This window comes from Methanohalophilus sp. WG1-DM (genome assembly GCF_004104135.1).
Taxonomy (GTDB): Archaea; Halobacteriota; Methanosarcinia; order Methanosarcinales; family Methanosarcinaceae; genus Methanohalophilus; species Methanohalophilus euhalobius.
The window spans coordinates 1-26,623 of record NZ_RRBA01000003.1; the positions used below are offsets into that span (position 1 = coordinate 1).

At 40.1% G+C, this 26,623-nt stretch carries 31 protein-coding genes and 3 tRNA genes; 16 read left to right on the forward strand and 18 right to left on the reverse strand.

The genetic code is table 11. The features are described 5' to 3' along the window. Positions 1-471 precede the first annotated feature (471 nt). Entirely contained in the window at positions 472-1,386 is a 915-nt protein-coding gene (gene guaA / locus CI957_RS02985) for a glutamine-hydrolyzing GMP synthase (RefSeq protein ID WP_096711675.1), read from the forward strand. Continuing rightward, on the forward strand, positions 1,383-2,423 hold the full coding sequence (locus CI957_RS02990) for an archaeosine biosynthesis radical SAM protein RaSEA (protein ID WP_128754192.1): 1,041 nt from the start codon (positions 1,383-1,385) through the stop codon (positions 2,421-2,423). Before guaA ends, CI957_RS02990 begins: the two co-directional genes overlap by 4 nt. Positions 2,424-2,427: 4 nt before the next feature. On the opposite strand, the gene argB is transcribed toward CI957_RS02990, so the two are convergent. Further along, a complete protein-coding gene (gene argB, locus CI957_RS02995) occupies positions 2,428-3,315 on the reverse strand; it encodes an acetylglutamate kinase (protein ID WP_096711677.1) in 888 nt (295 codons plus the stop codon). Positions 3,316-3,418: 103 nt separating this feature from the next. Next, positions 3,419-3,721 (reverse strand): non-histone chromosomal MC1 family protein, encoded by a 303-nt coding sequence (locus tag CI957_RS03000; RefSeq protein ID WP_096711678.1) that lies wholly within the window; start codon positions 3,719-3,721, stop codon positions 3,419-3,421. A 242-nt stretch (positions 3,722-3,963) separates the two neighbouring features. On the opposite strand from CI957_RS03000, the gene mptA reads away from it, so the two are divergent. After that, positions 3,964-4,917, forward strand: coding sequence for a GTP cyclohydrolase MptA (gene mptA, locus CI957_RS03005; protein WP_096711679.1), 954 nt, complete (start codon positions 3,964-3,966; stop codon positions 4,915-4,917). A 14-nt stretch (positions 4,918-4,931) separates the two neighbouring features. Continuing rightward, entirely contained in the window at positions 4,932-5,243 is a 312-nt protein-coding gene (locus CI957_RS03010; protein ID WP_096711680.1) for a DUF2098 domain-containing protein, read from the forward strand. Here CI957_RS03010 and CI957_RS03015 read toward each other — a convergent pair whose 3' ends face one another. The 6 genes from CI957_RS03015 to CI957_RS11205 all read right to left on the reverse strand — a co-directional run bounded on the left by CI957_RS03015 (position 5,244) and on the right by CI957_RS11205 (position 7,996). Then, positions 5,244-6,185 carry a DNA polymerase subunit beta gene (locus CI957_RS03015; RefSeq protein ID WP_096711681.1) on the reverse strand — a complete coding sequence of 314 codons (942 nt, stop codon included), beginning with the start codon at positions 6,183-6,185 and terminating at the stop codon, positions 5,244-5,246. 48 nt (positions 6,186-6,233) lie between these two features. Beyond that, positions 6,234-6,683 (reverse strand): N-acetyltransferase, encoded by a 450-nt coding sequence (locus CI957_RS03020; protein WP_164909025.1) that lies wholly within the window; start codon positions 6,681-6,683, stop codon positions 6,234-6,236. Between the two features lie 175 nt (positions 6,684-6,858). Further along, positions 6,859-7,134 (reverse strand): DUF1699 family protein, encoded by a 276-nt coding sequence (locus tag CI957_RS03025; protein ID WP_096711683.1) that lies wholly within the window; start codon positions 7,132-7,134, stop codon positions 6,859-6,861. A gap of 167 nt (positions 7,135-7,301) precedes the next feature. Beyond that, positions 7,302-7,379 (reverse strand) — tRNA-Arg (locus CI957_RS03030). 70 nt (positions 7,380-7,449) lie between these two features. Continuing rightward, positions 7,450-7,842, reverse strand: a complete 393-nt coding sequence (gene tsaA / locus CI957_RS03035; RefSeq protein ID WP_128754194.1) for a tRNA (N6-threonylcarbamoyladenosine(37)-N6)-methyltransferase TrmO — start codon at positions 7,840-7,842, stop codon at positions 7,450-7,452. A gap of 76 nt (positions 7,843-7,918) precedes the next feature. Then, positions 7,919-7,996 (reverse strand): 4Fe-4S binding protein, encoded by a 78-nt coding sequence (locus tag CI957_RS11205; RefSeq protein ID WP_096711911.1) that lies wholly within the window; start codon positions 7,994-7,996, stop codon positions 7,919-7,921. Positions 7,997-8,177: 181 nt separating this feature from the next. Here CI957_RS11205 and CI957_RS03045 point away from each other — a divergent pair, with 181 nt between their 5' ends. The 4 genes from CI957_RS03045 (at position 8,178) to CI957_RS03060 (ending at position 11,950) form a co-directional block, all read left to right on the forward strand. Then, a complete protein-coding gene (locus CI957_RS03045; RefSeq protein WP_096711912.1) occupies positions 8,178-9,224 on the forward strand; it encodes a radical SAM protein in 1,047 nt (348 codons plus the stop codon). Between the two features lie 204 nt (positions 9,225-9,428). Then, complete coding sequence (locus CI957_RS03050; protein ID WP_181079131.1) at positions 9,429-9,740, forward strand: DUF2551 domain-containing protein; 312 nt, start codon at positions 9,429-9,431, stop codon at positions 9,738-9,740. Between the two features lie 44 nt (positions 9,741-9,784). After that, positions 9,785-10,651 carry a polyprenyl diphosphate synthase gene (gene uppS, locus CI957_RS03055; RefSeq protein ID WP_241645862.1) on the forward strand — a complete coding sequence of 289 codons (867 nt, stop codon included), beginning with the start codon at positions 9,785-9,787 and terminating at the stop codon, positions 10,649-10,651. A 303-nt stretch (positions 10,652-10,954) separates the two neighbouring features. Further along, entirely contained in the window at positions 10,955-11,950 is a 996-nt protein-coding gene (locus CI957_RS03060; RefSeq protein WP_128754195.1) for a site-specific DNA-methyltransferase, read from the forward strand. A gap of 41 nt (positions 11,951-11,991) precedes the next feature. On the opposite strand, the gene CI957_RS03065 is transcribed toward CI957_RS03060, so the two are convergent. The 7 genes from CI957_RS03065 to CI957_RS03095 form a co-directional block, all read right to left on the reverse strand. Next, a complete protein-coding gene (locus CI957_RS03065; protein WP_128754196.1) occupies positions 11,992-12,963 on the reverse strand; it encodes a hypothetical protein in 972 nt (323 codons plus the stop codon). A gap of 147 nt (positions 12,964-13,110) precedes the next feature. Next, the gene (locus CI957_RS03070) at positions 13,111-13,470 is read right to left on the reverse strand and encodes a hypothetical protein (protein ID WP_096711687.1); all 360 of its coding nucleotides are present in this window, start codon (positions 13,468-13,470) and stop codon (positions 13,111-13,113) included. Positions 13,471-13,996: 526 nt separating this feature from the next. Beyond that, positions 13,997-14,084: transfer RNA gene (locus CI957_RS03075), tRNA-Leu, on the reverse strand. A gap of 138 nt (positions 14,085-14,222) precedes the next feature. After that, positions 14,223-15,023, reverse strand: coding sequence for a DNA-directed RNA polymerase subunit D (locus CI957_RS03080; RefSeq protein WP_096711688.1), 801 nt, complete (start codon positions 15,021-15,023; stop codon positions 14,223-14,225). Positions 15,024-15,074: 51 nt separating this feature from the next. Then, complete coding sequence (locus CI957_RS03085; RefSeq protein ID WP_013037689.1) at positions 15,075-15,455, reverse strand: 30S ribosomal protein S11; 381 nt, start codon at positions 15,453-15,455, stop codon at positions 15,075-15,077. Positions 15,456-15,469: 14 nt separating this feature from the next. Continuing rightward, positions 15,470-16,024 (reverse strand): 30S ribosomal protein S4, encoded by a 555-nt coding sequence (locus CI957_RS03090; RefSeq protein ID WP_105460023.1) that lies wholly within the window; start codon positions 16,022-16,024, stop codon positions 15,470-15,472. Positions 16,025-16,036: 12 nt separating this feature from the next. Further along, a complete protein-coding gene (locus tag CI957_RS03095; protein ID WP_128754197.1) occupies positions 16,037-16,483 on the reverse strand; it encodes a 30S ribosomal protein S13 in 447 nt (148 codons plus the stop codon). A gap of 314 nt (positions 16,484-16,797) precedes the next feature. Between CI957_RS03095 and CI957_RS03100 the strand changes: the two genes are divergently transcribed. The 4 genes from CI957_RS03100 (at position 16,798) to CI957_RS03120 (ending at position 20,169) form a co-directional block, all read left to right on the forward strand. Then, positions 16,798-18,696 (forward strand): PAS domain S-box protein, encoded by a 1,899-nt coding sequence (locus CI957_RS03100; protein WP_128754198.1) that lies wholly within the window; start codon positions 16,798-16,800, stop codon positions 18,694-18,696. Continuing rightward, positions 18,693-18,944: a hypothetical protein gene (locus CI957_RS03105; RefSeq protein ID WP_128754199.1), complete on the forward strand. Its 252-nt coding sequence runs from the start codon at positions 18,693-18,695 to the stop codon at positions 18,942-18,944. The genes CI957_RS03100 and CI957_RS03105 overlap by 4 nt, the downstream gene beginning before the upstream one ends. Further along, entirely contained in the window at positions 18,944-19,306 is a 363-nt protein-coding gene (locus CI957_RS03110) for a response regulator (RefSeq protein ID WP_096711692.1), read from the forward strand. The genes CI957_RS03105 and CI957_RS03110 overlap by 1 nt, the downstream gene beginning before the upstream one ends. Positions 19,307-19,641: 335 nt before the next feature. Next, a complete protein-coding gene (locus CI957_RS03120) occupies positions 19,642-20,169 on the forward strand; it encodes a DJ-1/PfpI/YhbO family deglycase/protease (protein WP_096711693.1) in 528 nt (175 codons plus the stop codon). 39 nt (positions 20,170-20,208) lie between these two features. Here the strand turns inward: CI957_RS03120 and CI957_RS03125 are convergent. Together CI957_RS03125 and CI957_RS03130 are read right to left on the reverse strand one after the other, a co-directional pair. Further along, positions 20,209-20,293: transfer RNA gene (locus CI957_RS03125), tRNA-Ser, on the reverse strand. 63 nt (positions 20,294-20,356) lie between these two features. After that, a complete protein-coding gene (locus CI957_RS03130) occupies positions 20,357-21,082 on the reverse strand; it encodes a peptidylprolyl isomerase (RefSeq protein ID WP_096711694.1) in 726 nt (241 codons plus the stop codon). A 273-nt stretch (positions 21,083-21,355) separates the two neighbouring features. On the opposite strand from CI957_RS03130, the gene CI957_RS03135 reads away from it, so the two are divergent. After that, positions 21,356-21,526, forward strand: coding sequence for a HAMP domain-containing histidine kinase (locus tag CI957_RS03135; RefSeq protein WP_123151341.1), 171 nt, complete (start codon positions 21,356-21,358; stop codon positions 21,524-21,526). A 17-nt stretch (positions 21,527-21,543) separates the two neighbouring features. Beyond that, positions 21,544-21,753 carry an ATP-binding protein gene (locus CI957_RS03140; protein WP_096711695.1) on the forward strand — a complete coding sequence of 70 codons (210 nt, stop codon included), beginning with the start codon at positions 21,544-21,546 and terminating at the stop codon, positions 21,751-21,753. Between the two features lie 68 nt (positions 21,754-21,821). Here CI957_RS03140 and CI957_RS03145 read toward each other — a convergent pair whose 3' ends face one another. After that, on the reverse strand, positions 21,822-24,593 hold the full coding sequence (locus CI957_RS03145) for a PAS domain S-box protein (RefSeq protein WP_128754200.1): 2,772 nt from the start codon (positions 24,591-24,593) through the stop codon (positions 21,822-21,824). Positions 24,594-24,721: 128 nt separating this feature from the next. Here CI957_RS03145 and CI957_RS03150 point away from each other — a divergent pair, with 128 nt between their 5' ends. Further along, positions 24,722-26,224, forward strand: a complete 1,503-nt coding sequence (locus CI957_RS03150) for a homocysteine biosynthesis protein (protein WP_128754272.1) — start codon at positions 24,722-24,724, stop codon at positions 26,222-26,224. A gap of 2 nt (positions 26,225-26,226) precedes the next feature. After that, on the forward strand, positions 26,227-26,613 hold the full coding sequence (locus CI957_RS03155; protein ID WP_096711699.1) for a 4Fe-4S dicluster domain-containing protein: 387 nt from the start codon (positions 26,227-26,229) through the stop codon (positions 26,611-26,613). Positions 26,614-26,623 lie beyond the last annotated feature (10 nt).

The window sequence follows — 26,623 nt, forward strand, 5'->3', positions numbered from 1 at the left end:
GATATATCCTACAAGGAACCACTTAACTACGAAATCTTTCTTTAAGGATTTGAAACGAATATATGGAGAAATGCCAAAGAGGGCAGTTGTGGATGGGGGCCATGGTACACTGCTACAGCGAAACCCGGGATTCAGAGAACTGTAATATCCGGGGATATCAGAAATTATATCGAGCGATGGTCAAATCTTTTAAAAGGAGGATTAAGATGTTCGATAAATATTTCCCACATAAAGAGGGACTTGTTCAGCATATTAATAACTGGATACAGATGTTTAATCATAATTACATCAGAAATTATCAAAATCTAAACTCATATACGCCTTATCAATGGGAAAGATGCTTTTACTGAACAGTACCAAGTTACCGACCGGAAAACATATCTATATAAATTAAAAATTGCATCGGTACGATTAAGTCATACAAATCCCTAGTAAGCACAAATCATCATAAACCATATGGAGTTTCCTTTCATGGTAAAAACCGAAAAATTCATTCCAAAAGCAATCGAGAAAATAAAAGCCAAAGCGCAGGGCAAAACGATCATCGCCCTCTCGGGAGGTGTTGACAGTTCCGTATGTGCAATCCTTGCACACCGTGCAATTGGTGATAATCTGATACCGATCTATATAGACACGGGTCTTATGAGAAAAGGTGAAACCGAACGAATAAAGGGAATATTCGGTGACATGAATCTCCAAATCATCGATGCAAAGGATCGTTTCCTTGACAGCCTGGTGGGAATCAAGGACCCAGAAGAAAAAAGAAAAGCTGTCGGTGAGACTTTCATTCGTGTCTTTGAAGAAGAAGCACTCGGTGTTGAGGCAGAATGTCTGATCCAGGGGACCATATACCCGGATAAGATTGAATCCGATGGTGGTATCAAGTCTCATCACAACGTAGGCGGCCTGCCCGAACATATCAATTTCAAACATATTATAGAACCTATTGATGACCTCTACAAGGACGAGGTAAGGGAAGTCGCTCATGCGCTCGAACTGCCAGAAGAAATCTGTGAAAGAATGCCTTTCCCGGGACCGGGACTTTCAGTAAGGATAATCGGAGAAGTTACAAGAGAAAAGATCGAAGTTGTCAGAGAAGCAAATGCGATTGTGGAAGAAGAACTGCTTGAACAGTTCTTCCCCTGGCAAACATTCGCGGCAGTTTTGGGCAAAGGGACCGGCGTAAAAGGCGACCTAAGGGTACATGGCTGGATCGTTGCAGTGCGCGCAGTAGGTTCAAGAGATGGTATGACCGCAGAGGCCCTGGATTTACCCTGGGATACCCTCAGAAAAATCAGCTCGCGCATAACCGGGGAAATCCCCACAGCAGCAAGAGTTGTCTATGACATAACACCAAAACCACCTGCTACTATCGAGTTCGAATGAATCTTAATGATAGAATACTGGAAATTAGACAGCAGCAACGCATAAAAAAGGCTCCAAACAATGAGCCTGCTGCTGTCTGGACAGGCAAAGATCTTCTTCAAGGAGAAATAACAGATACCCTAACCCTTATTTTCAAGACCTGTGGATGCTGGTGGGGGATAAAAGGAGGGTGTACAATGTGTGGTTTTGTTTATGACAGAGCCTCCACACCTCCATCAGCTGAAGACCTATTGCAGCAGTACGAAAAAGCACTTGAGCGTTCTTCCGGATTGCAGGAATTCATAGTAAAAATATTCACATCCGGCAGTTTCCTGGATGAAAAGGAAATTGATGCACAAGTCAGAGAAACCCTACTGAATAAAATGGAAGTAGACGAAAGGATCAAGAAAGTAATTGTAGAAACCCGGCCCGAATTTGTAACAGAAGATACCCTTGCTTCCTGCACAGAAGTGCTAAAAAACACCGGATTTGAAATCGCTATTGGTCTTGAGACAAGCAGTGATTTAATACGCAAACGTTCCATAAACAAGGGTTTTACCTATGCAGGTTTTTCCCGTGCGGCACAACTTGCTCATGAGAAAGGTGTTACTGTTAAGGCATACCTGCTTCTCAAACCACCCTTTTTGTCAGAAATCGAAGGAATGAACGACATTATAGATACGATAAATGATATTGCCGGCCTGGTTGACACGGTCTCCATAAACCTGTGTAATGTCCAGAGAGGAACTTTTGTGGAACGCCTATGGGAAAGAAACCAATACAGACCGCCCTGGCTATGGAGTGTTGTCCGGATACTCATGGAGTCCAAAAAGAATCACCCTGATCTTGTAATCACATCGGATCCCGTCGGAGCCGGCTCAAAGCGTGGACCTCATAACTGCAGGGAATGCAGCCACATGGTTGCCGATACGATCAGGGAATATTCCCTCACACAGGATATCGCGATATTGGAAGACCTCAACTGTGATTGCAAGGAAGAATGGGAAAAAGTACTGGAACTTGACGGGTTAACCTTTGGCTGCCCCATCAAATCCTGAAAACTTAAAATACCATAGTGCCTATCCCGCCATCTGTAAACAGTTCCAGAAGGATGGAATGGGGCACACTTCCATTTATTATATGCACCCTTTCTACACCGTTTTCTACACTTGTGGATGCACTGCGCATTTTGGGGATCATACCGCCACCAATAATTCCCTCATCAATCAGATCCTCTACCTGAGGTGCAAGCACCCGTGAAATCCTTGTCGTAGTGTCTGAAGGATCCCTCATAAGTCCTGCCACATCAGTCATTAGAATGAGTTTTTTGGCCTGCAGGGATTTGGCAATATCTCCGGCAACCGTATCTGCATTGATATTCAGGGCATTGCCCTCATTATCCACAGCAATCGGAGAGATCACAGGTATGTAGCCCTGATTTGTCACTATATGGATCAATTCCGTATTGATTATTTCGGTATCTCCAACCCACCCCAGGTCCACACTGTGCTCTATATCCTCTATCATAACCCTCTGGGCAGGTTTTTTGCGAGCCATTATCATTTTCCCGTCTTTTCCGGAAAGACCCACACCTTTTGCACCGTGCTGACCAATCAGGGACACAATTTTCGTATTGATGCTGCCTACAAGGACCATACGGGCAATTTCCATGGTCTCGTCATCAGTAATACGCAAGCCGCCTACAAATTCGGGTTTCTTGCCCATCTGCTCCATTTTTTCAGTAATTTCAGGTCCGCCGCCATGTACGATTACCGGATGTATTCCCACGAATCTGAGAAGCACAATGTCCTCAACAATTGCACTCATTATTTCGGGGTCTACCATTGCGTGCCCTCCAACCTTTATCACCATAAATGAATCATAGAATTCACGAATGTAGGGAAGGGCTTCAATCAATATATTTTCCTTCTTATACGAGCCTTCTGACATAAAGGCTACATAGGAAAACAATGCTTTAAACTTTTTGTAAAGAAAAATAGATAAACAAGGGGATAACCCCTATATGAGTATAATAAGAAAGTAATAGAAATAATCAGACTTGCTCAAGTTTGATTATGCCTGGTTTTTCTTTTCTTACAAAAGGCTTGTTGATTTTGTCAGGCATCCAGTCTGGTTTGTTCTTGGGAGCATCAACTTCCTCTTTCCAACCATAGAAAACATGGACTTTCTTGGTCCCCCTTTCACGGAGCATAATTTTTTCAGGGTTTTTCTTGGTGCCTTTACCACGGTTTGCAACTTTAAGAGCTGCCTGTCTTGGTTGCTTTCCTGTAAATACTCCATGTTCGTTTCCTTTTTCATCCCTTAATACAAAATTTCTCGGTTCTGACTTAGACATTTAATCACCTTGTCCACCGTTACCGGTTATTGATTAGTTGTAATGTTGTTGTATATATAATTAACTTTTAATGTTGCCTTTTGATAATGATTTGAATGAAAACCGACCAAAAGGGTTAATGCACAGTAGTAAACACATACAATAAATTCGTCAACAAAACATTTACATGCGATGAATAAGTTTCAATTATAGTTTCAATTACAATCAATTTATTTTACTTAACCCGTTTAGAGGTCATTTAAATGGAACTCCCAGTATTAGAATTACCAGATGTTCAGGCAAATAAACCAAAAATACCGATAAACCTCACCAGAGTCGGTGTAACCGACGTGAAAAAACTGGTCGAGATCAAGAGAAAAGATAAAAGACCAATAGTCCTTATATCTACTTTCGATATTTTTGTTGATCTGCCTTCCGACAGGAAAGGAGCAAACCTTTCACGTAATTTTGAAGCTATAGATGAGGTTCTCGAAAAGGCAGTCAATATGCCTGTTTATGAGATAGAAGAACTTTGCGGAGATGTTGCACAAAATCTTCTCACAAGACATGAATATGCCACTCAGGCAGAAGTGATCATGAAAAGTGAGTACGTGATCAAACGTGAAGCGCCTGTGAATAAAATGCAATGTCAGGAAGTTGTCGATATATTCGCAGAATCCTTTGCAACCCGTGATGAAGAAAACAACATCGAAGTCAAGAAACTTATTGGTTCAGAAGTTGTAGGAATGACCGCATGCCCCTGTGCACAGGAAATTATGCGGGATAAGGCCATGAAAGAGCTTACAGAACTTGGAGTGAATGAGAAGACCATATCCCTTTTCCTCAAAAGGATGCCAATGCCCACCCACAACCAGCGAGGCAGGGGTATAATTTCTATCCAGACAAAGTGTGATGTCGAAGTGTCTCTGGAAGAGATAATAAAGGTTATCGAAAACTCCATGAGTTCAAATGTCTTCGAATTATTGAAGCGCCAGGACGAAGCTTTTGTGGTAGAAACCGCTCACAGAAATCCAAAATTCGTGGAAGACTGTGTGAGAACAATGGCACAGAAAGTTGTAGAAAAGTTCCCCCACCTACCCGATGATGCTGTAATAACTATTAAACAGATAAATGAGGAAAGCATACACAGGCATAATGCATTTGCCGAAAGGGTTGCGGATTTCAGTGATCTCAAAAATGAGATTGCAAATAGTTAAAGAAGGCAATATAAATGGAACAAATACAAACATCTGACATCGACGGTCACCCCCTTGAAAAAGGCATGGTGGTGAGATATCTCAATACTGGAACTCTGGGAGAAATCGTCGATATAAAGGAAGATGATGAAGGCACATGGGCCCTGATGAATACCACAGACCTTTACTACAGGGTCGATACCTTGAAAGTATCAGACGAAAAAGTAGGAAAAAGGGGAGAAAAAGAATACAGTGCAAGCGATGTAAAGGATTACCTGCTCAGCCAGGACGAGGAAGCCTCTTCAGGAAATCTGGAGAATGTATATCAGTCCACTGGAGGGGGCTGATTACAATAAACCCTCTTTCTCAAGCAACGTAAGGGAGCGCATCCATTCACCCCGGGGCTCCCTTGAAGTACCTACTACAAGCCTTTTTTTATGTCCCAGCTCCTCAACCACTCCCCTTGCTTCTATTCTTTCTCCTGTTAATGCCTGACCCGAATAGGTGTGCGTGTATGAAAGGATATGGTCTATCTCCTCATGATCAATTTTATACAACGCAGGATTATCAAAAGCAAATGTCGCATCTGTAACAGTAGCTTTTATTTGTATATGCTTGGTATCTGTCCCCCTTTCCAGGGGCTGATGTATCTGATCCCAATCTCTTGTGAAGAGGAGATCAAAATAGGTACCATTTACCATTCCACGATTTCCTTTTCTCAATTCATGCAGAAGAAACTCATCATATGAAATTTCAGGAGAGCGTTTTCTGTAAATACGTTGCCACATATTCTCATCGATTGCCTCAATAAGGGAACTGGATAGTTTTGCCCTGTTTATGGCATCACGTGCCTTAAACCAGTCCGGCCCGTAAATCACAAAATCAATATCAGACATGTCATTTTGTAAACCAGGGAGGATTGAACCGGTAACTCCCTGTTTGCTCATAGGTATACCAGCATCAGAAAGAACCGTAACAATTGTTTTGATTTGTTCATCCGAGTCAACTACTTCAGGCACCCGATCTACAGGGCTGAGAATTTCTGAAATCCGTTCCTGTGGAATTATATGTACATCAGCTATCCAATCCGGGTGATGCTTGCGCATGTAATCAAAAGAATCGGCGAAATCGTATTTCCTGTACTTCATTCCGTTTGCAAATCGATTCCCCTCCTCATCCGGAGCATACCTTAGTATTCCCCTTATACCGTCGGGGTGGAAATAATCGACTACCGAAAAAAAACAGTCTTCATCTGTACGTACAAAATCCCTTAATCTGGTCCTGATCATCCATAGCCTTCCTTTATTAAATGCAAGAGTGAAATCATGATAAATAAATTACAAATACCTGAGCAAGGCAATTTCATTGCAATCCGGGAATTTTGGACATTTTATGCAACCTACCCATACCTTATGCGGCAGTGATGCCTTTTCAACTTTTGAAAAACCCTGTCTTTCAAAAAATTCCGGCACGTAAGTAAGGGTAAATGCTCTTTTCACCCCGATGTTTTTCCCCTCTTCGATACTGGTATCCAGTAGCATCGACCCAATGCCCATTCCAGTGTGTTCGGGTTTAACAGCAAAAGACAGGATTTCGGCCAGATCTTCCCATACAACCTGAAGAGCACAGCAACCAATCACTTCACCATTTTCCTCATAAACATAAAAATTCCTTATGTTTTCATATAGTTCCCCCACAGAGCGGGGTAACATAATCTCTTTTTTCGCATAGCTGTTTATGAGGTCTTTCATGGGAGTTACATCCTCAATTACAGCCTTACGAATTATACCCGGTAACTGCTTATGGATATTAGATTCCTCCGAAATAATAGCATGAATGGTACGAATGAACAAAAGATAAATAAAAATATCGAGTCAAAATTGTAATAACCCTGTCTGGAAGTTGCAGGTGACAGGGCTAAAGAATATAAAAATTGCAAATAATACTTATAAAAAACTATAATCACTCTTCAGAATCGATTTCCTTATACATTGAGATACCAGTACTTTTCAGGTCACCTTCAAGTAACTCAACATCTTCCATTTCAAGGAATTTAATTGCCACATCTGACAGAGTTTTCCTGTAGGATGAAGGCAATTGCAGAGCCCTTAAACCCTTGCATCTGGTGATAATCTGCATAATATCCGTATTGCTCGGCCTGAAAGAAAGATGTACAACTTCTTCATCTTCTTTAAGAGTTTCAATCTCATATTTGGAATTCAACATCCTTATTCTCATCAACTCACCTCTATGAATTAATCGATATTGCGCAAATACATATAGTATTCTTTGTATAACAATATATAATTCGTACTTCATAGTATTTAATTGCAATAGAGAATAGAAGAATTTACAAACTTAGGTATAAAAAGAAATACAATATAATAAATTACATAATAAGAAAATGGCGGGCGTGAAGGGAGTTGAACCCCTGACTTACAGCTTAGGAGGCTGCCGCCATATCCTGGCTAGGCCACACGCCCGCTTGACACATGCTGAATGTAAAAACAATCATTTATACTTATTGGTAAAACTGAATCCCAGAAAATTCTTTCAGTCAAATTTGATGGTATACGGTTTAATGTCAAGTACAGGAGTGCCATCTATGGCGTCCAGGCCTTCCACTTCCAGGGTTAATCCGTCGACTGAAAGAAGGTTTACCGTTGTTATCCCTATACTATTTGGCCTATGGGGACTGCGGGTGGCAAATACCCCCACCAATTTACCATCGGTTCGACGCTTTTGCTTTAATTTATAGCCTTGACTTTTGTCAAACTGAAACAATATCTGGATTTTCTTAAATTCATCAACTCCATCCAGGGCTTCTCCAAAATCAGGATAGATTTCAATAAAGGAAATTGATGAATACATTTTTTCATCAAATACAGGTTCCTTAAAGGTACTTTTCACATAACCAACAGATTCCGGAAAACATATGTTTTTCATGTCTCAATCATACCTGCTATCAAATAAAAATATAACGGAAACATTTTTGAGATTTACCTGCAGGATTTATGGCTGCTTAATCCATCAACAAAAGAGCCTTATTTGGACAATGAGAAACACATTGCTCACAAGCATTACACTTTTGTATGTCTATTTGAACGCATCCGGAACTATAAAATTTGCATTCTCAATGCAAATAGATATACATTTTCTACAGCCTTTGCAGCCGAATACGGCTACATGTGACCCAGGTACCATGAAATGATGACTGATTTCATATTAGTTAATCGATGGGTAAAGAAAAAGTTATATACTTATATATTCATGCAAAAGCAATGGCAAATATCCAGCAAGCAGAAGCAGGCTCTTTTTACAGTTATCTTTCAACCGGTTGCAAAATGTGCCGCGATGGTGCAAAAATGGTATTGTACATAACCGGTCGTTGCGGTAAGAATTGTTTCTATTGTCCGCTATCAGAAGAGAGAAAAGGCGATGCCGCATATGCCAATGAAAGGAAAGTGCAATGCGATGATGAAGTAATAGAAGAAAGCATGCGTATGCAGGCCCTGGGAACAGGAATTACGGGTGGTGAACCACTCCTTGAAATGGGAAAGGTCCTGCATTACATCCATCTACTGAAAAGCACATTCGGACAAAAGTACCATATTCATCTCTATACTGCCTTACCCGTAGATGAAAAAGCAATTAATAATCTTGTTGAAGCAGGACTGGACGAGATACGTTTTCACCCTCCTCTGCAGGAATGGGAGAATATTAAAAAAAGTAAATTTAAGACGGCAATTCTCAATTGTAAACAAGCAGAGCTGGAAACAGGAATCGAAGTGCCTGCCATAGAAGGTATTGGAAAGTTTGCTGATTTGTGTGATAACGTTGATTGTTACATCAATTTCAATGAACTGGAATTTACAGATACAAATTACAGGGAATTGCATCGCAGAGGGTACCGGTTAAAGGATGATATATCAAATGCGGTAGCAGGTTCACGAGATAGTGCATTAAAAGTCATAAAACTTTTTAGAAGGGGGCATTTCTGCTCATCTGCATATAAAGACGCTATACAGTTAAGGAAACGTCTTATTAGGATTGCAGAAAATACCTCTCGCTCATTTGACGAAATAACCGATGATGGAACAATCATATTTGGAATAATACATACCAAAAATACTGCTAAAATACTTGAGCAATTGCAGGAATTTGAAGTTCCTGAAGAAATGTATGAAATAAAGGAAAATATAATTGAGATCGCATCCTGGATACTTGAAGATATTGCAGATGATATCCGCGACATTAGTGATAAAATTGAAATTATTGAAAGATACCCTACCTCAGATGGCCTGATTGTGGAAAGCATGCCTGTTTAAAGTGCAAAAATACCCTTGAACTTAAAATAAAACAATATGTTTTTATGTTAAAATGAATAATAAGGGGCAGTTCAAACCTTAAAAGGCAGGCAAACAGGTATCCCGCATCAGAAAAATAAAAGGTCTTGAGATTGTTTCTTTTCTGGGATACATATTACAAGTTAGCATAAATATATATGCAAAAATAACATAGTTTAGATAGAGGTGTTCGTGCTGGAAACCATTGAAAACCGGGTAAGATCAAGGCTGATAAAATATCTTGGCCGGGATGAAACAGGGATACGCAAAGTGGTGCTTAAACTGTTCCTTGACGGCGGGAAATATACCACCAATGATATCTATAAATACCTTCATGAAAAGAATTTTGATATCAGTTACAGGGGAGTTTCAGCTATGGTTGGGCTCATGAACACACGCCTGGGAATCCTGAGTATTGATGTAACCGGCGATCACAATATCTATTTATTAAAAAATGATTACAGGGATATCGTACGTTCAGTACTTGACAATTATTAACATCACCTGTAGCTCTGATAATGATGTGGCGGATATTACCTGAAATGTTGTATAAAGGATATGAATTTTTTCTGGAAAAAAATATCCGTAATTCTAAATTACCGCAGCATATAGCTATTATAATGGATGGAAACCGCAGATATGCCAAAAAACTTGGTAAATTCACCTCATACGGCCATGCCCGGGGAGCCAATATTACTGAAAAAGTCATTGAATGGTCCTATGAAAGCGGCATCAAGGAATTGACAATATATGCTTTTTCTACTGAGAATTTCAACAGGAAAAAAGATGAGAAGAAAAGTATACTAAAACTTATAGGAACCAGACTTGAAGAGATGTGTGTTGATGAAAGGACACATAAAAGACGCCTAAAAGTACGTGTAATTGGAGACAGAACCCTTTTGCCAGGGGACCTCTTGCAGAGTATTGATAAAGTCGAGATGGCAACAAAGGACTACGACAGGCTAAAACTTAACATTGCAATTGCTTATGGCGGAAGACAGGATATCATACAGGCCATACGTGAAGTTGCCAGGAAGATAAAAACAGGGAATATCAAAACGGGTGAAATAACTGAAAAAACCATATCCAGACACCTATATCCGGAAGAAAATTCAGCCGTATCAAATGTTGATCTCATAATTCGCACAGGGGGAAATGAAAGGGTTTCGAATTTCCTCCCCTGGCAAGCATGTGGAAATGAATGTGCAGCCTATTTCTGCGCCCCATACTGGCCGGAATTCAGGAAAATTGATTTCCTTCGATCCATCCGTACATACCAGCAGAGACAGGAAGAGAGAAGCAGAACACTTTCCAACAGGACAATGCATTTTATCCATAATATAGAGAGAAAACTGGATGTAAGAGATGTTGATGCTCAACCAAAAAAAATACCTGAAAAAAACAGATAAAATTCATAAAAGGCCGGTATCATCAGAAACCATGACGGGAGGGTGATGAAGACCGGCCAGCCTTTTTATTGTTAATTGTTCCTACAGTGGTCCAGTTTTTCATAGCGTTTGGTTCTCTCGATAAGTCCTTTGAAGAATTCATCCATACTTATCACCTCAATAAGAAATAAGAATATAAGCTATTTTAAGGACCTCCAAGCAAGGTGAAAGTAATATAAATGACTCAAAAACAGCCATTTTTTAGACAATATTTATTTATTCTTCCAGATAGGTTATGAAAATACCTGGCGTAAGGAGTTGAAAATGAAGCCCGCTGAAATTTATGGGAATGTATTTTACAATGAGGATTGCATTACAGGAGCTGCAACTCATATCCCCGATGGATCGGTAGATCTGATAATTACCGATCCTCCATATGGGATAAAAGGGGACAAATTACACCAGCATTACAATAGGAATGAAAAATTTGTAATTGATGGATATGTAGAAATCCCGGAAGATAAATATGCAGATTTCAGTCTGACCTGGATTAAAGAAGCAGAAAGAATTCTAAAACCGGGTGGCTCCATCTACATTGTCTCCGGATACACAAATCTCTATCATATCCTCCATGCTCTGTACCAGACAAATCTGGAGGAGATCAATCACATAATATGGAAATACAATTTTGGTGTTTACACAAAAACAAAATACGTATCCTCCCATTATCATATTTTATACTACCAAAAACCCGGCAAAAGGCGCACCTTTAATCTGGAATCAAGATACGGAACCTGTGAAAAAACAGAAGATGGGAGGTCACTGAATTACAGGGACAGGGAAGATGTCTGGATAATTAACAGGGAGTACAAACCCGGCAAAATTAAAAATAAGAATGAATTGCCCTACAAACTCCTGAAGAAAATTATACAATACAGTAGCAATGAAGGCGACCTTGTTTGTGACATGTTCCTGGGCGGATTTTCAACTGCAACCGTTGCAATCGGCCTGAATAGGCGTTGTACTGGCTTTGAAATATCCGAAACGATGTTTAGAGCAAAAACCCGGGAAATTGGACAAAGCAGTGTCATTAAACCTGGATTTATGATCCCGGAATTACGCAAACCTATCATCAAGAATCTGGAAAACCAGGGAAACTCCTGGACTTCACAGGAGGAAGACTACCTATTTACAAGATACAGGGAATTGCGCCAAAGTGGACAAAACAAAAAAGATATTATAGAGATAATTGGCGAAGAATTGGGCAGAGGTAGATGGAGTATCGAGAAAGCAATTAAGAAAATGGAAAAAAAAGATTAAAACAGACATCCACAATAAAACCAATCTGGACTTAACCCGGATCACAATTTAATTCCTGTTGTATAATTAATTGATTTTGACGTAGGAAATACAAAAGAAAACACATTATTTTTTAGCAGAAAAGAATCCAGATTAGTACTATCTTTAAAAATATCGCTTAGAACAATACTCCTGCGAACACCTTTTATTTCGATAAATTTACGCGGGAATGTAGGGGCATGCCAACCTGTAATATGTTCTATCAGTTCAAGCATCGCAAGAATACAGGCTCTTTCTTTTTCAGTAGATGTCCACTGGCATTGATAACCGGAAAGACCCAGATGATAAGACCTAACCTGACCCCTTGAGATATTCAACCCGGTTTCCTTAAGGAGAGGAAACAGCCAGTCGGATAATAAATATTCAAACTTATACGTATCAATTAATTCGAAAGAATCCAGAAATGCCGGTGAACTGAAAAAATTCATCACCCATTCATGAACATTCGACCTGAATCTGTGACGCTGTCCATTTACATAAGAGGAATCCGCAAGCCATACAAGACTTCTGGTCTTTATACCCAGACCCGCTTCTGATTCAAACAGCCAGAGAAGAAAGTGAATGGTACTTAACGGATACTTTCTCCTGTAACTTTGGAGATGGATGCCCCTTAGAAGATTTGGATTCAGTGAACTGGAATGACCTTCAAGGCAGTCCTGACAGCTGGATCCTATTATGTGATGCCCAATGGAGAAGATACATGGATGATATATGTCCAGATCCACAGCAATATATTTTCCTTCAAGCAACTTATTATGGAAATTTTCTACAGTAGATGAAAAACTTAATGTTTCATAGTCATAGACACCAACTATGTCCCATCCAAATTTTGTTTTAAGAAAAGAGGCGCTCAGAAGGGAGTCAAGATCGTTGCCAATAATCATACCCTCAACGTTCTGCGGATTATAGAATGGATAAAAATTTCTAACAATAGTAGAAGGGACATTGCATCCCGTATCCCTCAAAACAGACATATAAATCTCCTTTCCATCATATAAATCAAAAACTTACGCCCATAAATAAATCAATTCTCGATTATTGAATATATAAAGTGAGTTCAAGCACTAATACTTTATCAATTTATTGCCGATTATTGGGAGTTATGCAAAGAAAAGATGAAATCAGGGTGAAAGATTACAAACTTCGGCTGGTTCGCAATAATCCATATTTGCACAAAAATCCGGTTTTAAATCCAGACCTAACAGGAAAGTTCCCATAGAGTTGTTCGATTCAATACCCATCCTGGATTTGATATAGGAATCACTTAACCTTGAGGGTAATGCAACCATAGCTTCTGAAACACAGGAGATATTCTCAACTTCAGGGAAAGGTTTTGCCTGAATTAACATTTCAAGTCCTAAACCCGGTGATTTGAGGGCTTTGAACCTATCATTATAAAACACTATGTTACCCATCACACAGCAATCCTTGCATTTTTCAAGTCGTGCAAGCTCCAGAGGATCACTGATATCTTCACCCACAATTTCATCCCCGTATATGAGTTTCAGATTATTTTCTGGCCAATCATATTCCTGGTTTGTCAGGAAAGAGACAAGAATCTGTGAGCCAAGTGTTTTTTTTACCCCGGTATTATTTTTAATTCCAAGGCTGGCGGAGGATTTCTTTTCATCAGAAACCTCAAGCCCAAAAATATAATACCTGTCAGCCTGATTCAGTAAAAGAGTTTCTTCGATGCCTTTTATTGACTTTAGTGTATTCTCTATTTTACCCCAGATATTCTTTATTGAAATGAATAAATCCCCCTTTGACTATAGAGCGATATTTAATCAACTAATTTTGTAATAACTCAATTCTATTTAACTATTGTGCAAAACGCAGACCTATCAAAACCACACCAAAAGATAAAGGAGGGTTTAAGTTGGCCTGCAGTAAACCCTAAACTTATCGTTAAAATAACACAGTTAAGGAGCGCCTATGTAATATTATGGGAAATAAAAATCAAGAAAGGTGAATATGCAAATGTTTTTAATGGCTTAAAAAAGTATTTGGTGCGAGGGAAGGGATTCGAACCCTCGAACTCCTACGAGACTAGGCCCTCAACCTAGCGCCTTTGGCCTGGCTGGGCAACCCTCGCACGCTGTTGTTTTTCGCCATAAATGGGTCAATGCTATATATACTTTGCCCATATGGATGGCCAACAAAAATTCCAATTATGAACTTTTGCTTCTGCTATTAGATCCTATAAAAGGATAATAGGAAAAGATGTCTCCTATTACAATTCACCCAGGATGTCATCAAGGGTTGAAGCTTTCGTCCTGATAGTATTAACTGCATTCATAATTAACTCTTTTGCACTATATGAACCATCGGATTCAAGAGTGAAAATAAAAGATGTATCATTCTCACGAACCGAGATTGCATCAATCCCACAGACTTCTACACACTGCTTGCAGAGAGAGCAATTCAATAGCCTATCATTCACAACTTCTGCAGATTCCTCACCAAGGGCCAATATATCGCGAGGACAGGCCTCAACACACTTTTCGCAGAGATCACAATCCTCAATTTTGATCACTGGCACATTTTTGTAACCACAGGCAACTCCTGCCTGCCATTTAGCGTGGTCGTGACCGTAACCCATCTTTGCAATCGCTTCAAGGACAAGTTGCTGCCCGCCTTTAAGCTTAACAACAGGGATGTTGGAATCAGCAGCTTTTACTTTAGGATCTGCGGATACAAGGTCCCCTGAATAAACAGTCTTTTCCTCACCCATTGGTGCTTCTACACTCAATGTGAGGGAAACCGTACAGGCCGGACACCCCTCTTCACAGGAACACTCTTCATGAGGAGTAAACTCATCGAAACTTGTCACAAGAGGTACCAGGGCCAGTCTCAAAGCTATCTGTTCATCATAAAGGACTGAAGTATTGTTGTAAATATTGACTTCATCGATTGCGAGAGTGGGGACATCGGCAAGCATAGCCCGCCTCAATCCGTTCGCAAAAGCTGCATCCACATCCGACAAAATAAATCTGGCAGATCTATCAGACAGCTCAAGTATATCGATTTCCATTTTCGGGAACCTCGTGAAATTACAAACCTGTCTATATGTGTTACACTGCAATTAGACGCGCCTGCCGCCTATTGGACGGGTACCGTCATGTGGCACAGGCGTTACATCCTCAATACGTCCAATCCTGATACCTGCACGTGCGAAAGCCCTAATGGCTGCCTGTGCACCTGGACCGGGACTTCTCTGCTTGTTACCACCGGGAGCACGGACACGAATGTGTACACCTTCGACACCTTTATCCCTGAGAGTATCTGCAAGCTGGCCGGCCATCTGCATAGCAGTATAAGGAGAACTTTCATCCCTTGCAGCTTTGACTACCATCCCACCGGATGATTTTGCTATTGTTTCAGCACCGGTTATATCGGTAACTGTGATTATAGTATTGTTAAATGAACATTTGATGTGAGCAACAGCCCATATTCCATTTGCCATAATTCAAACCTCCTTCATTCCTCCACAAGGGAAGATGCAACCTGAGCGGGTCTTTCCGGGTGTGACTCGGTTGTCATAGGTGATGTATCGTAGTAATCGATCATCATCTCATCCTGCTTAGACACCAGCATACCAGGAACTGTCAACTTCTTACCACCAATTGCAATATGACCATGGGTAATAAACTGTCTTGCCTGCTTGGGGGTTCTGGCCAAACCAAGTCTATGGACAAGGGTCTGAAGCCTTCTTTCAAGGATAGCTTCTGTGTTTAATGCCAGAATGTCATCAATCTCGGCATCGCCTTTGATCATGGAATAACGAATTAATTTAGATAGAATCTGGTCTGCTTCAGTCTTTGCATGACCGGTAAGTTCAGCTTCTGCAGAATCAGCAAGCAATCTACGGGCATCTGCCCTGTAACGTCTGAGAATACTGTGTGCCTTCCAGAGTTCTTTTTTATTCCTGAGGCCGTATTTTTTAATCAGGTCAACCTCATTTGCCATACGGGAAGCTTGCCAGGGGTGCTTCGGGGTGTCATAACTTTTTCTTTTCTTTCCGGGATAAACCATATCAAATCACCTTCATCTTGTTTTGCTGACACCTATTGTGGACCCACCGCGTCCTGCGGATTTGGTTCTCTGTCCACGTACCTTCAAACCTCTTTCATGGCGTATACCACGATAAGCACGAATCTTTTTGAGATCGTTCAAATCTTCCCTTATGGTCAGGTCAATATCCTGTCCGAGAAGATGTTTATTTTCGCCTGTCAACAAGTCCTTTTGCCTATTAAGCATCCACACAGGAAGGTGGCTTTCAAATGTTTCGATAGCTTCATTAAGCCTGGCAATACCCTCATCAGAAAGATAACCAATGGTTTCTGATGGATCTACTTCTGCACTTTCTGCAATAAGTCTCGCAGTCCTTCTGCCAATCCCCTTGATACCAGTGAGTGCATAAAGGACCTTCTGCTTACCCTGCAAGTCAGTATTCATTATACGTACAAGATGTCTTATTTCTTCGTCTGCCATTATAAACCTCCTTAAGGACACATTCTTGCGTCCCGTAGCCCTGGAACTAAGGTCCAGCACTGCCCTTTTACAGGCTGTGTAAAAACCTATGATACAGACTTACTCGGCCCACTATGACTTTCTCTTATATAATGTTAATGTCTGGAATGATATCAGGATAGAGGTCAGATCGATGTTAGACAATATTTGTGTTAATGGGCCTTCCACATAAAAATAGGTTGTGATCAAAAATAGTAGATGTCCATTTATTATAAGTGATAATTATAAATAAAAAACAAACAAACTATTTGTATATACAGAAGGAATCGATAGCCATGACCACCAAAAAACATACTGATACTAAATCTGAAAAAGATAGTGGCCTCCAGATATTGGAATGTCTTGACAGTTTTTACGATATCCTGGTATATTCAGAGAATACGGACAAGCTGATAAAAGATATTACCGAACTCCTGGCAGGTAACTGTGATGGAAATCGATATTCTGCACGTATAACTTTTGAAGACAGAATATTTACAAGTGCCAATTTCCTTGAGGCCGACCTAAAATTTGAGCACACCATCAAAGTCAATGGAAATACAAAAGGCAAACTGGAGTATTTCAAAAACAAACCATCAGGTGATACAGGCTTTCGGGATGAAGAAAAAAAACTGGTGGAATTGGTTACAAAGGGTTTAGGCAAGGCTATAAAGAGCAGGAATGTGGAGAAACAACTCATCCGTTGCGAAAAAAAATTCCATACCTTTTTTGACAACGCAGCTGATGCAATTTTTATCCATGATCTGGAGGGCAATTTTCTGGAGATAAATGAAATTGCCTGCAAAAGACTGGGATACACCCGGGGAGAATTACTAAACCTGACACCCATGGATATTGATATTCAATCAAATGCCAAAGAAGTACCCGAAAAAACAGACAAAATTCTGAAAAAAGGTTCATTGATATTTGAAACTGTCCACCTGACCAGAGACGGCAAAAAAATTCCCACGGAGATAAGCAGCAAAGCCATTGATTATCATGGAGAAAGAGTGATACTCAGTATTGCACGGGACATCTCCAGAAGGAAAGAAGCAGAAAAACAGATTGGAAAATTACAACACAGACTGCAGAATGCAATGAAAGAAGGTAAACTCAGCTGGTGGGAAATGGATATTCCCAGTGGCAAAGTAAACTTTGACCCAGGTAAAGTTACCAGACTGGGATATTCCCTGGATGAATTTAAGGATGCACATTATACTGATTTCATGAAACTTCTGCATCCCCGGGACAGAGAAATTGCAATGGAAGCAATGCGTTGCCATATGGAAGGAAAATGTCCCACGTATGAAGTGGACTACCGGATAAGAACAAAGGATGGTAAATGGAAATGGTATCATGACAGGGGTGCAATTACAGAAAGGGACAAACACGGAAATCCGGTTATCGTAAGTGGTATTGTAGTAGACATCACAAAACGTAAAAATACAGAAATAGAGATGGAAAATGCAAAAATAGAAGCTGAAACTGCCAACCGCACAAAAAGTGAATTCCTTGCGACAATGAGTCATGAATTGCGCACCCCACTTAATTCCATAATCGGATTTTCGGATATACTACTGGATCAGGTTTTTGGGGAACTGAACGAAGAACAAACCAAGTATGTGGGAAATGTGCTTAAAAGTGGCAAACATTTGCTCGAGCTCATTAACAGCATCCTTGACATATCGAAGGTAGAAGCAGGAAAAATTGAACTCCATTACGAGATGTTCTATTTGGATGATGTTTTCAGAGAAGTTAAAACAATCATTTCACCACAGGCAGCCAAGAAATCCATAAACCTACAGATAGACCCAGCCGAAAACATTCCAAAAATAAGAGCAGATAAAGGAAAGATTAAGCAGATTCTTTATAACCTGCTAAGTAATGCGATAAAATTTACCCCGGAGGGAGGCAACGTGAGAATTATTCCTTCCACATCTGAAGACATGGTGCATGTAGCTGTAGAGGATACAGGCATAGGCATTGCTGAAAGTGATCGGGACAAATTGTTCAAACCCTTTGTCCAGCTTGATTCCACGTCAAATAGGGAATATGAAGGTACGGGGCTTGGGCTTGCACTTATAAATAAGTTCATAGAACTTCACAGCGGATCACTTGAAGTGGAAAGTGAAGAAGGAAAAGGCAGCACATTTACTTTTTCCATACCTGTTGATCCTCCGGAAAAAACGAATTGATACCGGAAGACAAAGTTGAAAAGAAACTGCCTGAACCGAAAGTTGACGAGGAAAGCTTTGTCGCTACACCCCACAATCCTAAAGGAGATGGTCCATTAGTGGTGGTTGCTGAAGATGATCCAAAATCAAGAGAACTTATGCTTGCGATGCTGAGTTCGAAAGGATACCATGCAATCGGAGTGGAAAGAGGAGATCAGGTAATAAAAATATCAAGGAACTCAAACCACTTGCCTTCACCCTTGATATAATGATGCCCGGTCAGGACGGCTGGAACGTACTTGATAAACTCAAAAAGGACAGCCATACACGGGACATACCTGTTATCATAACATCTATACTGGACAAGGGCAAAATCGACAGCATGTGGGCAGTTGAAGATTATTTTGTTAAACCTCTTGACAAAACCGATCTTATCGAAACACTTGAAAGAGTCAGGAAAAGCATGAAACCAGAAGAGACAACGATTCTTGTGATAGATGATGAGGAAAAAGATAGAGAACTTATCCATTCCATGCTGGATTCGGAAGGTTTCGGGATACTGGATGCTTCCGGAGGAAAAGAAGCAATAGAAATTATCCAAAAAAAGCAACCTGACATTAGTACTGTTTGACCTGATGATGCCAGAATTCAGTGGCTATGATGTTATTGAATATATCCAAAACCATGATCCTATTTCGAAGAGTCCATTATTGTCTGTACTGCACAGGAACTTACCAACAAAAGCAGAAAAATGCTTGATGATAATGTTGCCTGCATTATGCATAAAGGAATGTTCCGGCGCCAGGAACTCGTACAACTGATTAATAATCTCAAACATAGAGATAATTAATTCGCCAGATTTGCAGAAACCAGAACTAACTGAGAAGTCGAGGATATTTGTTGCATTGGTATTGTAATCGGTAATACCAAATAGGATACAGCAGATATCGTAATACGGTGATCGATATGGATAATAAAAAGAAAATATTAATGGTAATCGCCCAGAAAAATTTCCGTGATGAAGAATTCCTTCAACCCAGAGAGATCTTTGAAAATGCGGGATTTGATATAACCGTTGCAACAAATCAAAATAAAGTTGCCAAAGGTATGCTTGGAGGTAAAGTCAAACCCGACACGACCATTTCCTCTGAAAAGGCCGATAGTTATGATGCCATTGTCATTTCAGGAGGCGGGGGGGCAAAGCAATATCTATGGGATAACAAGGAACTGCACGAAATTGTCCAGGATGCCTACAAACAGGACAAATTGATCGCTGCTATCTGTGTATCACCGGTAGTGCTGGCAAAAGCAGGAATACTGAAAGGTAAAAAGAGCACCGTATTCAGCGATCCGGAAAGTGTAAAACAGATCAAAAGGGGAGGAGCTGACTATAAGGACAAAGAGGTTATCAGAGATGGCCATATAATCACTGCCAGAGATCCAAAAGCTGCTCGCTCATTCGGCAAAACTGTCACGGAATTCCTGAAAGAATAATCTACCTTCCTTTTTTTGATTGTTAAAAAAATAAAAAGACGCTGAGGGGGAGATTCGAACTCCCGGGGCGCAGAGCACCACCGGTTTTCAAGACCGGCGCCGTAGGCCGCTTGGCTACCTCAGCACAATGAAAAACAATCACAAGCATCGGGTGAACAGCGCTTATGATATAAAAGATTGGCGAAGATTACTCTTCACCTGATTCATAATCTTCGCTTTCTGCTTCTTCCTCTTCTGCAGATGCAGGGGATCCTACCGGATAAGTCTCGACAAATTTGACTTGTTCCATTCCGATGTTTTCGATTATCTCAGAAGCAATCCTGTTCTTTGACATGAGCCAGCGCTGGTTGAAACTCAGTGCAACAGGGATGTTGATAATGGCAGTCTTATCCTCAACTTCAACTTCGATTTCTGGTACACCTGTGTAAAGAGAAAGCAAACCATTTATTTTGTCAACATCACCTTCGAGTTTCTCATCAATAGTGTATTCATAGGTTACTTCTTTGCCTGCAAGGGGATGATTGAAGTCAACACGTGCACGTCTTCCGATGACCTTGGTGACCACACCACGTTTTCCTTCTATTTCTACACCCATCCCAGGAGTTGCTTTACGGTCCTCGAACTTATTCAGGGAAATGGTCTCGACCTGCTTGGGGTCATGTTCTCCAAATCCTTTTTCAGGAGGAATGACAAGTTCTCCCTTGTATCCAACATCCTTGCCAACAAAATCCTCGTCAAGCCCTTTAATGGTATGACCGGCACCTACAACTACCACATCACCGCCATATACTCCACGTGGATTGAATATCTGGTTTTCCTTGGCCAGTTCCTCATCGGTAGTGTCAAAAATCAGACCGCCTTCGAATTTACCAGTATATGATACTTTTATGAAATCTCCGTTCTCGATTGCCAATATAATCAACTCTGAATTTAGCTTTTAATATGATATGTTAAAGGTCTGTCCCGTATAGCCTTCTGCCTTTATATAACTTTTTGGAAACTAGACGACAGGATGGACGGGTAATACGACTATATGGGTCATTTATGCAAGAATATTGCAACAAAACATACTATATATATTTCACTCATAAAGATGGCGAAAAAGACATACATTGAAAATAAAAATAATATAACCATTATAATATGTGTGGACTAGGTTGATGTTGGTGAAATCATAACGGATGCTATGGATAAAATGAAAGTCCACACAGAAGGAAAAGATGTCGATATAGGCATTGATATTCAAATTAAATCATCCCTTCTCTATGGCGACAGGAACTGGTTAACATACGTTTTCCTGAATATACTGGACAATGCCTCAAAATTCACACAGGATCCGGTAGAAAAATTACCCTGAAAGAGGAAGAAGAATATATGCACATAAAGATAAAGGATAATGGTATAGGCATACCAAAAGAAAAACTTCCGCGTATTTTTGACATATTTTACCAGATAGCTGGGTCCACAACCCGCATCTATAATGGTGTTGGCCTGGGATTCCATATATGCAAAAGGGTAATCATATTCATAACGGAAGTATATAGGCAAGGAGTATGGAAAGATTGGGTACTACAGTTTATGTGAAATTACCCAAAACATGAATTTCTATTGTGTTCAGGGTCTTTTTTTATATATGCCCAGAAAACACTACCCTACCCTTGTGGGTTATCTTCCACTCCAACACTGCCACCATGCAAATCTACAATTCTTTTTACTATTGCAAGTCCAAGACCTGTACCCTTTATGCTTCCTTTTTGTGCCCTGTTAAACCTGTTAAATATGTATGTTTTATCATCATCAGCAATCCCAGACCCCCTATCCTTAATCATTACTTTAAATGAAGAGTCGTTTTCCTGCACCCCTATATGAATTGAACTTTCCGAAGGGCTATATTTGATTGCATTTGAAAGCAGATTGATAAAAACCTCCTTGATTATAGGATTGGCTTTTAGAGGATATGGCTGTTGCAGATCGTATATTATATCCATATTTTCATTTTCAGCCAGAGGGGACATCTCTGAAATGCAGGAAGTTAGAATTTGACCCAGGTCCATCTTTTGCAGTTCAAGGGTTTCAGTAGATTCAAGTTTGGACAGGTAAGCTGTGTTTTCGATCATATCGATCAAGCGTTCTGTGCTATCCCTGATCTTTGATAGGAAATGAATCTTTTTTTCTTCCTTTTCTTTCTTAATGAGTATGTCTGTGAAACCTTTAACGATATTTGCAGGATTTAAAAGATCATGGCGCATTATATCGGTAAAAAGGTCCTTCATTTCATTAGATTTCTCCAATTGGTCTGCGTAATCCTTAAGGGCGATTTCAGCCTGTTTTCTGCGTGTAATGTCCTGTGCAGTAAAGATTACTTTTTGAGGAGAATCTTTCAAACCCAGTGGCTGGGAATTGAACTGTATACAGATGTGTTTTTTATTGCATACCCAGTGCAATTCTGTGGAAAATTGTTTTTCAAGAATACCTGCTCCTAGGTCCTTATCAAGATACTTCGAAGATCCTTCGGTACATATGGAAAATAGAGATTTACCAACAATATTTTCTCTCGAAATACCAGTAAGTTCGTTCATGCCTTTATTAATATCAATCAATTCCAGATCTTTATTAAGCACACCGATACCTATAGGAGCATTGTCATAGAGGGCAGAGACCCAGGAATTGGCAGTTTGGAGTTCGGAGGTACGTTGGTCCACAAGTTCTTCCAGATGTTTGCGATAATTTTCCAGTTCCAGTTCGTACTTTTTACGTTCGGTAATATCTCTTACTATGCTGAGCATGATATTATTTTCTTTATCAAGTACAGAAGAACTGATCTCAACATCAATAACTGAATCATCCATGTGTTTCATTTTCGATTCGAAACGTGTGGATCCTTCATTCAATGTATTCTGGATTGCTGATTTTGACTGTGCCATATATTTAGATTCCTGAGGATAAAGATCAGCAAATTTCATCGATAACATATCAGAATGGGAACAGCCAATTATTTTGCAGGCACTTCTATTGGCATCTATTATGGCACCCTCAGAAGAGTGGATTAAGATAGCATCATTTGATCTGTCAAAAAGAGAACGGTAAAGGTGCATTGTATTATCAAGCATCATATAGGTCTTACCACGTTCCTTTGCATTGAATATGGAATCAAACAATATCCTGAGGAGACCATCACTATAGGATGGCCAATTTTTGTTTTTTGTGGCCGAAACTACACCGATAAATCCTACTAACTGATTTTCGACATGTACAGGCATAATCTGAGCCGATTCAATATCCAATGTTGTCAAGAGTCCTTTCAGATTTTTTTCAGAATCTGGAAGTTGCTCTATAGAATTCACGTAATAGGGCTCATTTTTCTGGAATTTCTCAATTACAGTCGGGAATTGTGCAGTTGACAGTGAGCTTAATTTATCCATTGCCAGTTCGCATCTTCCTTTTAAGGGTGGCACACAAGTGTAATGTGTTAGATGCATATTATTTTCGCTATGGTTTAGTTCATATATAAAAATTGAATCTGCATCAAGAATTTCCCTGATCTTTTCCAGAATTGGTTCTATAAGCAGATCAATATCTTCAAAAAATGGGTCTACCAACTGATTACACGCTCTTGCTAGGAAACGAAACGCATTGGACTGTTTCTGAGAATGGATTTCCGCCTCTTTCCTCCTGTTTATATCATTAGCTATACCATTAATTCCCAAAAAGTTTCCCATTTCATCATATATTGGATCTATACGGTTCTGGAACCAATGCAATTCTTTATTGCCATTCTGGATACGTATCTGTGCTTTAAGGGGTAAATTATCCACTGATTTTATTTTGTTAAATATATTCAACCACTCATCCCTATCACCCAGACATACATAATCTGCAAATGGCCGGGAAAGCATTTGTTCAGGATGCAAACCGTATTCTTGAACCTTGGGTGAAACATAGACAATTTTTCCTTCACTGTTAAGGGAATATGGAATTTCATTTGTACTGCCCAGAAGGAAATCATAATCATAACGGGCTCTTTTCACTTCGATTTCCTTATCAATAAATATAGATAAAATCTTTGCAATGAAATCAAGTTTTTGTTTTTCATCAGAAGTGAAAGGTTCGTAATTATTTTTCAATGAAAGATCCTTATAAAATAACTCCAGCCATAACGCATGGCTTTTCTCTTCATTTTTGGGTATATTTGAAGAGGAGATTTGATATTTACCCTGCTTAAAACCAGGAGACTTATAAGAATAAGGACCAAATAATATCCTTGCAGACGCCTTCTCCGGATATCGAAGTATTTGAGGAAGGACTTTTGCAATTTCTTCCATCTTTTGGTCAAATGACATATCCTCTGCCAGGATTTCATAGAACATATTGTCAAATAATGAATTATGTACGCTAGTACCCCTTAACACCATACCAACTCCCATTTGCCATATATTTCATCAAATATAATAACTCTTTGATTCACAAAAACAAAAAAGAGCTATATCCAATAACCAGAAGTAATATATAGGTACTCTAATATTACCAAATGATATTAACAGAGGTAGATTTCATGGTAGAAAAATCCATAGAGGAGATAAACAGGAGAATAAAAGAGGGTAATGTCAATGTTGTGACGGCTGAGGAAATGGTAGGTATAGTAGGAGAACTGGGCACAAAAGAGGCTGCTAAGGAAGTTGATGTAGTTACCACAGGTACATTTGGAGCAATGTGCTCCTCAGGAGTCTGGCTCAATTTCGGTCATTCAGAACCACCAATGAAAATGAATAAGGTTTTTTTGAACGGTGTGGAAGCCTATTCAGGCGTAGCTGCAGTAGATGCCTTTATAGGCGCAGGACAACTTTCCGAAACTGAAGGTTTCGATTATGGAGGGGCCCATGTAATTGAAGACCTGATACGTGGGAAATCCATTGATCTTCATGCCACATCTTATGGTACCGATTGTTATCCCAGAAAAACACTTGACACTACACTCAACATATATGACCTGAACCAGGCAATCATGATCAACCCCCGTAACGGATATCAGAAATACAATGTTGCTACTAACGGCATAAACAGAACGATTTACACATATATGGGTTCGTTACTTCCCAACTATGGAAATGTAACCTATTCCGGCGCTGGTGTACTATCACCATTATCCAATGATCCTGATTACCAGACAATAGGAGTTGGCACCCCTATCTTCCTTGGTGGGGCAAAAGGACATATTATTGGGGAAGGAACACAGCACAGCCCGGAAACTAATTTTGGTACATTGATGCTTAGGGGTGACCTGAAAGATATGAGTGCCGATTATATTCGTGCGGCAAATTTCCATGAATACGGCACTTCCCTCTACGTTGGGATGGGCATACCTATACCTATCCTGAATGAACAACTTGCACAATCAACCGCAGTTACAGATAAAGATGTAGTGACAAACGTACTGGATTACGGGGTGCCAAGTCGGGACAGGCCTGTTATCAGAAAGGTCAATTATGAAGAACTACGCTCCGGTAGCATCGAAATAAACGGCAAAGATACACCCACCTCCTCTATGTCAAGTTTCAAAAAATCACGTGAGATTGCAGAGGAACTGAAAAAATGGGTCGCAGCTGGAGATTTTTTTGTAAACACCCCCTCCCAGAGACTTCCTGCAAAAGCCACATGCAAACCGATGAGACAAACAACGAGAAACCCTCTGGTACAGGATATAATGGCAAAGGATGTAGTAGTCATCGATGAGAATGCAACTTTCCATGAAGCAGCTAAAATGATCATGGAAAATACTTTTAGCCATTTGCCTGTTGTTTCAGAGGATGGAAAACTGGTAGGTATTGTGACTGCATGGGACATATCCAAAGCTGTTGCTGAAACGGGATGTAATTATGTGAAGGATATAATGACAAAAAAGGTCCTCACCTCCAATGCCACCGATCCCATAGATATTGCAGCACGCAATCTGGACATGAAAGAAGTATCAGCAATGCCTGTGATAGATAAGGACAGATATGTAATCGGTATAATCACGAGTAATGATATCAGCAAACTGTTTGCCAGGAGGCGGTGAGGATGATGATAAAGATCAGCATTTCGTCCAATGTCATAGGTGAGCCCATACTTGCAGAATCAATAATTGAAACCAGAACTGCCCTGAACATTTCGCAGGCACATTTCGATTCCACATACGGAGAGATAATTGCCGAGGTAGAAACTGATGATTTCAAGGCTATAAGAAAAGCACTGGAATCAAAGGGTGCTGAAGTAACAGTTCTAGACCATCCGATAGTCAGGGATGAGGAAGAATGTGTAGAATGTGGAGCCTGTATATCGGTTTGTCCCGGACATGTATTTTCCTTTGATGAGGAATGGGGTATTGTCCAGGACATAGAAAAATGTATACAGTGTGGCACCTGTATCAAAATGTGTCCGCATCGGGCCCTGAGCCTTGAGAAATAATTATCTTGCA

Excerpts from the sequence above, each read along its gene's own strand:
- guaA (WP_096711675.1), top strand. The coding sequence starts at position 472 with ATGGTAAAAACCGAAAAATTCATTCCAAAAGCAATCGAGAAAATAAAA.
- CI957_RS02990 (WP_128754192.1), top strand. The coding sequence starts at position 1,383 with ATGAATCTTAATGATAGAATACTGGAAATTAGACAGCAGCAACGCATA.
- argB (WP_096711677.1), bottom strand. The coding sequence starts at position 3,315 with ATGTCAGAAGGCTCGTATAAGAAGGAAAATATATTGATTGAAGCCCTT.
- CI957_RS03000 (WP_096711678.1), bottom strand. The coding sequence starts at position 3,721 with ATGTCTAAGTCAGAACCGAGAAATTTTGTATTAAGGGATGAAAAAGGA.
- mptA (WP_096711679.1), top strand. The coding sequence starts at position 3,964 with ATGGAACTCCCAGTATTAGAATTACCAGATGTTCAGGCAAATAAACCA.
- CI957_RS03010 (WP_096711680.1), top strand. The coding sequence starts at position 4,932 with ATGGAACAAATACAAACATCTGACATCGACGGTCACCCCCTTGAAAAA.
- CI957_RS03015 (WP_096711681.1), bottom strand. The coding sequence starts at position 6,185 with ATGATCAGGACCAGATTAAGGGATTTTGTACGTACAGATGAAGACTGT.
- CI957_RS03025 (WP_096711683.1), bottom strand. The coding sequence starts at position 7,134 with ATGAGAATAAGGATGTTGAATTCCAAATATGAGATTGAAACTCTTAAA.
- tsaA (WP_128754194.1), bottom strand. The coding sequence starts at position 7,842 with ATGAAAAACATATGTTTTCCGGAATCTGTTGGTTATGTGAAAAGTACC.
- CI957_RS03045 (WP_096711912.1), top strand. The coding sequence starts at position 8,178 with ATGGCAAATATCCAGCAAGCAGAAGCAGGCTCTTTTTACAGTTATCTT.
- uppS (WP_241645862.1), top strand. The coding sequence starts at position 9,785 with ATGTTGTATAAAGGATATGAATTTTTTCTGGAAAAAAATATCCGTAAT.
- CI957_RS03060 (WP_128754195.1), top strand. The coding sequence starts at position 10,955 with ATGAAGCCCGCTGAAATTTATGGGAATGTATTTTACAATGAGGATTGC.
- CI957_RS03065 (WP_128754196.1), bottom strand. The coding sequence starts at position 12,963 with ATGTCTGTTTTGAGGGATACGGGATGCAATGTCCCTTCTACTATTGTT.
- CI957_RS03080 (WP_096711688.1), bottom strand. The coding sequence starts at position 15,023 with ATGGAAATCGATATACTTGAGCTGTCTGATAGATCTGCCAGATTTATT.
- CI957_RS03085 (WP_013037689.1), bottom strand. The coding sequence starts at position 15,455 with ATGGCAAATGGAATATGGGCTGTTGCTCACATCAAATGTTCATTTAAC.
- CI957_RS03090 (WP_105460023.1), bottom strand. The coding sequence starts at position 16,024 with ATGGTTTATCCCGGAAAGAAAAGAAAAAGTTATGACACCCCGAAGCAC.
- CI957_RS03095 (WP_128754197.1), bottom strand. The coding sequence starts at position 16,483 with ATGGCAGACGAAGAAATAAGACATCTTGTACGTATAATGAATACTGAC.
- CI957_RS03100 (WP_128754198.1), top strand. The coding sequence starts at position 16,798 with ATGACCACCAAAAAACATACTGATACTAAATCTGAAAAAGATAGTGGC.
- CI957_RS03110 (WP_096711692.1), top strand. The coding sequence starts at position 18,944 with ATGATGCCCGGTCAGGACGGCTGGAACGTACTTGATAAACTCAAAAAG.
- CI957_RS03120 (WP_096711693.1), top strand. The coding sequence starts at position 19,642 with ATGGATAATAAAAAGAAAATATTAATGGTAATCGCCCAGAAAAATTTC.
- CI957_RS03135 (WP_123151341.1), top strand. The coding sequence starts at position 21,356 with ATGGATAAAATGAAAGTCCACACAGAAGGAAAAGATGTCGATATAGGC.
- CI957_RS03140 (WP_096711695.1), top strand. The coding sequence starts at position 21,544 with ATGCACATAAAGATAAAGGATAATGGTATAGGCATACCAAAAGAAAAA.
- CI957_RS03145 (WP_128754200.1), bottom strand. The coding sequence starts at position 24,593 with ATGGGAGTTGGTATGGTGTTAAGGGGTACTAGCGTACATAATTCATTA.
- CI957_RS03150 (WP_128754272.1), top strand. The coding sequence starts at position 24,722 with ATGGTAGAAAAATCCATAGAGGAGATAAACAGGAGAATAAAAGAGGGT.
- CI957_RS03155 (WP_096711699.1), top strand. The coding sequence starts at position 26,227 with ATGATGATAAAGATCAGCATTTCGTCCAATGTCATAGGTGAGCCCATA.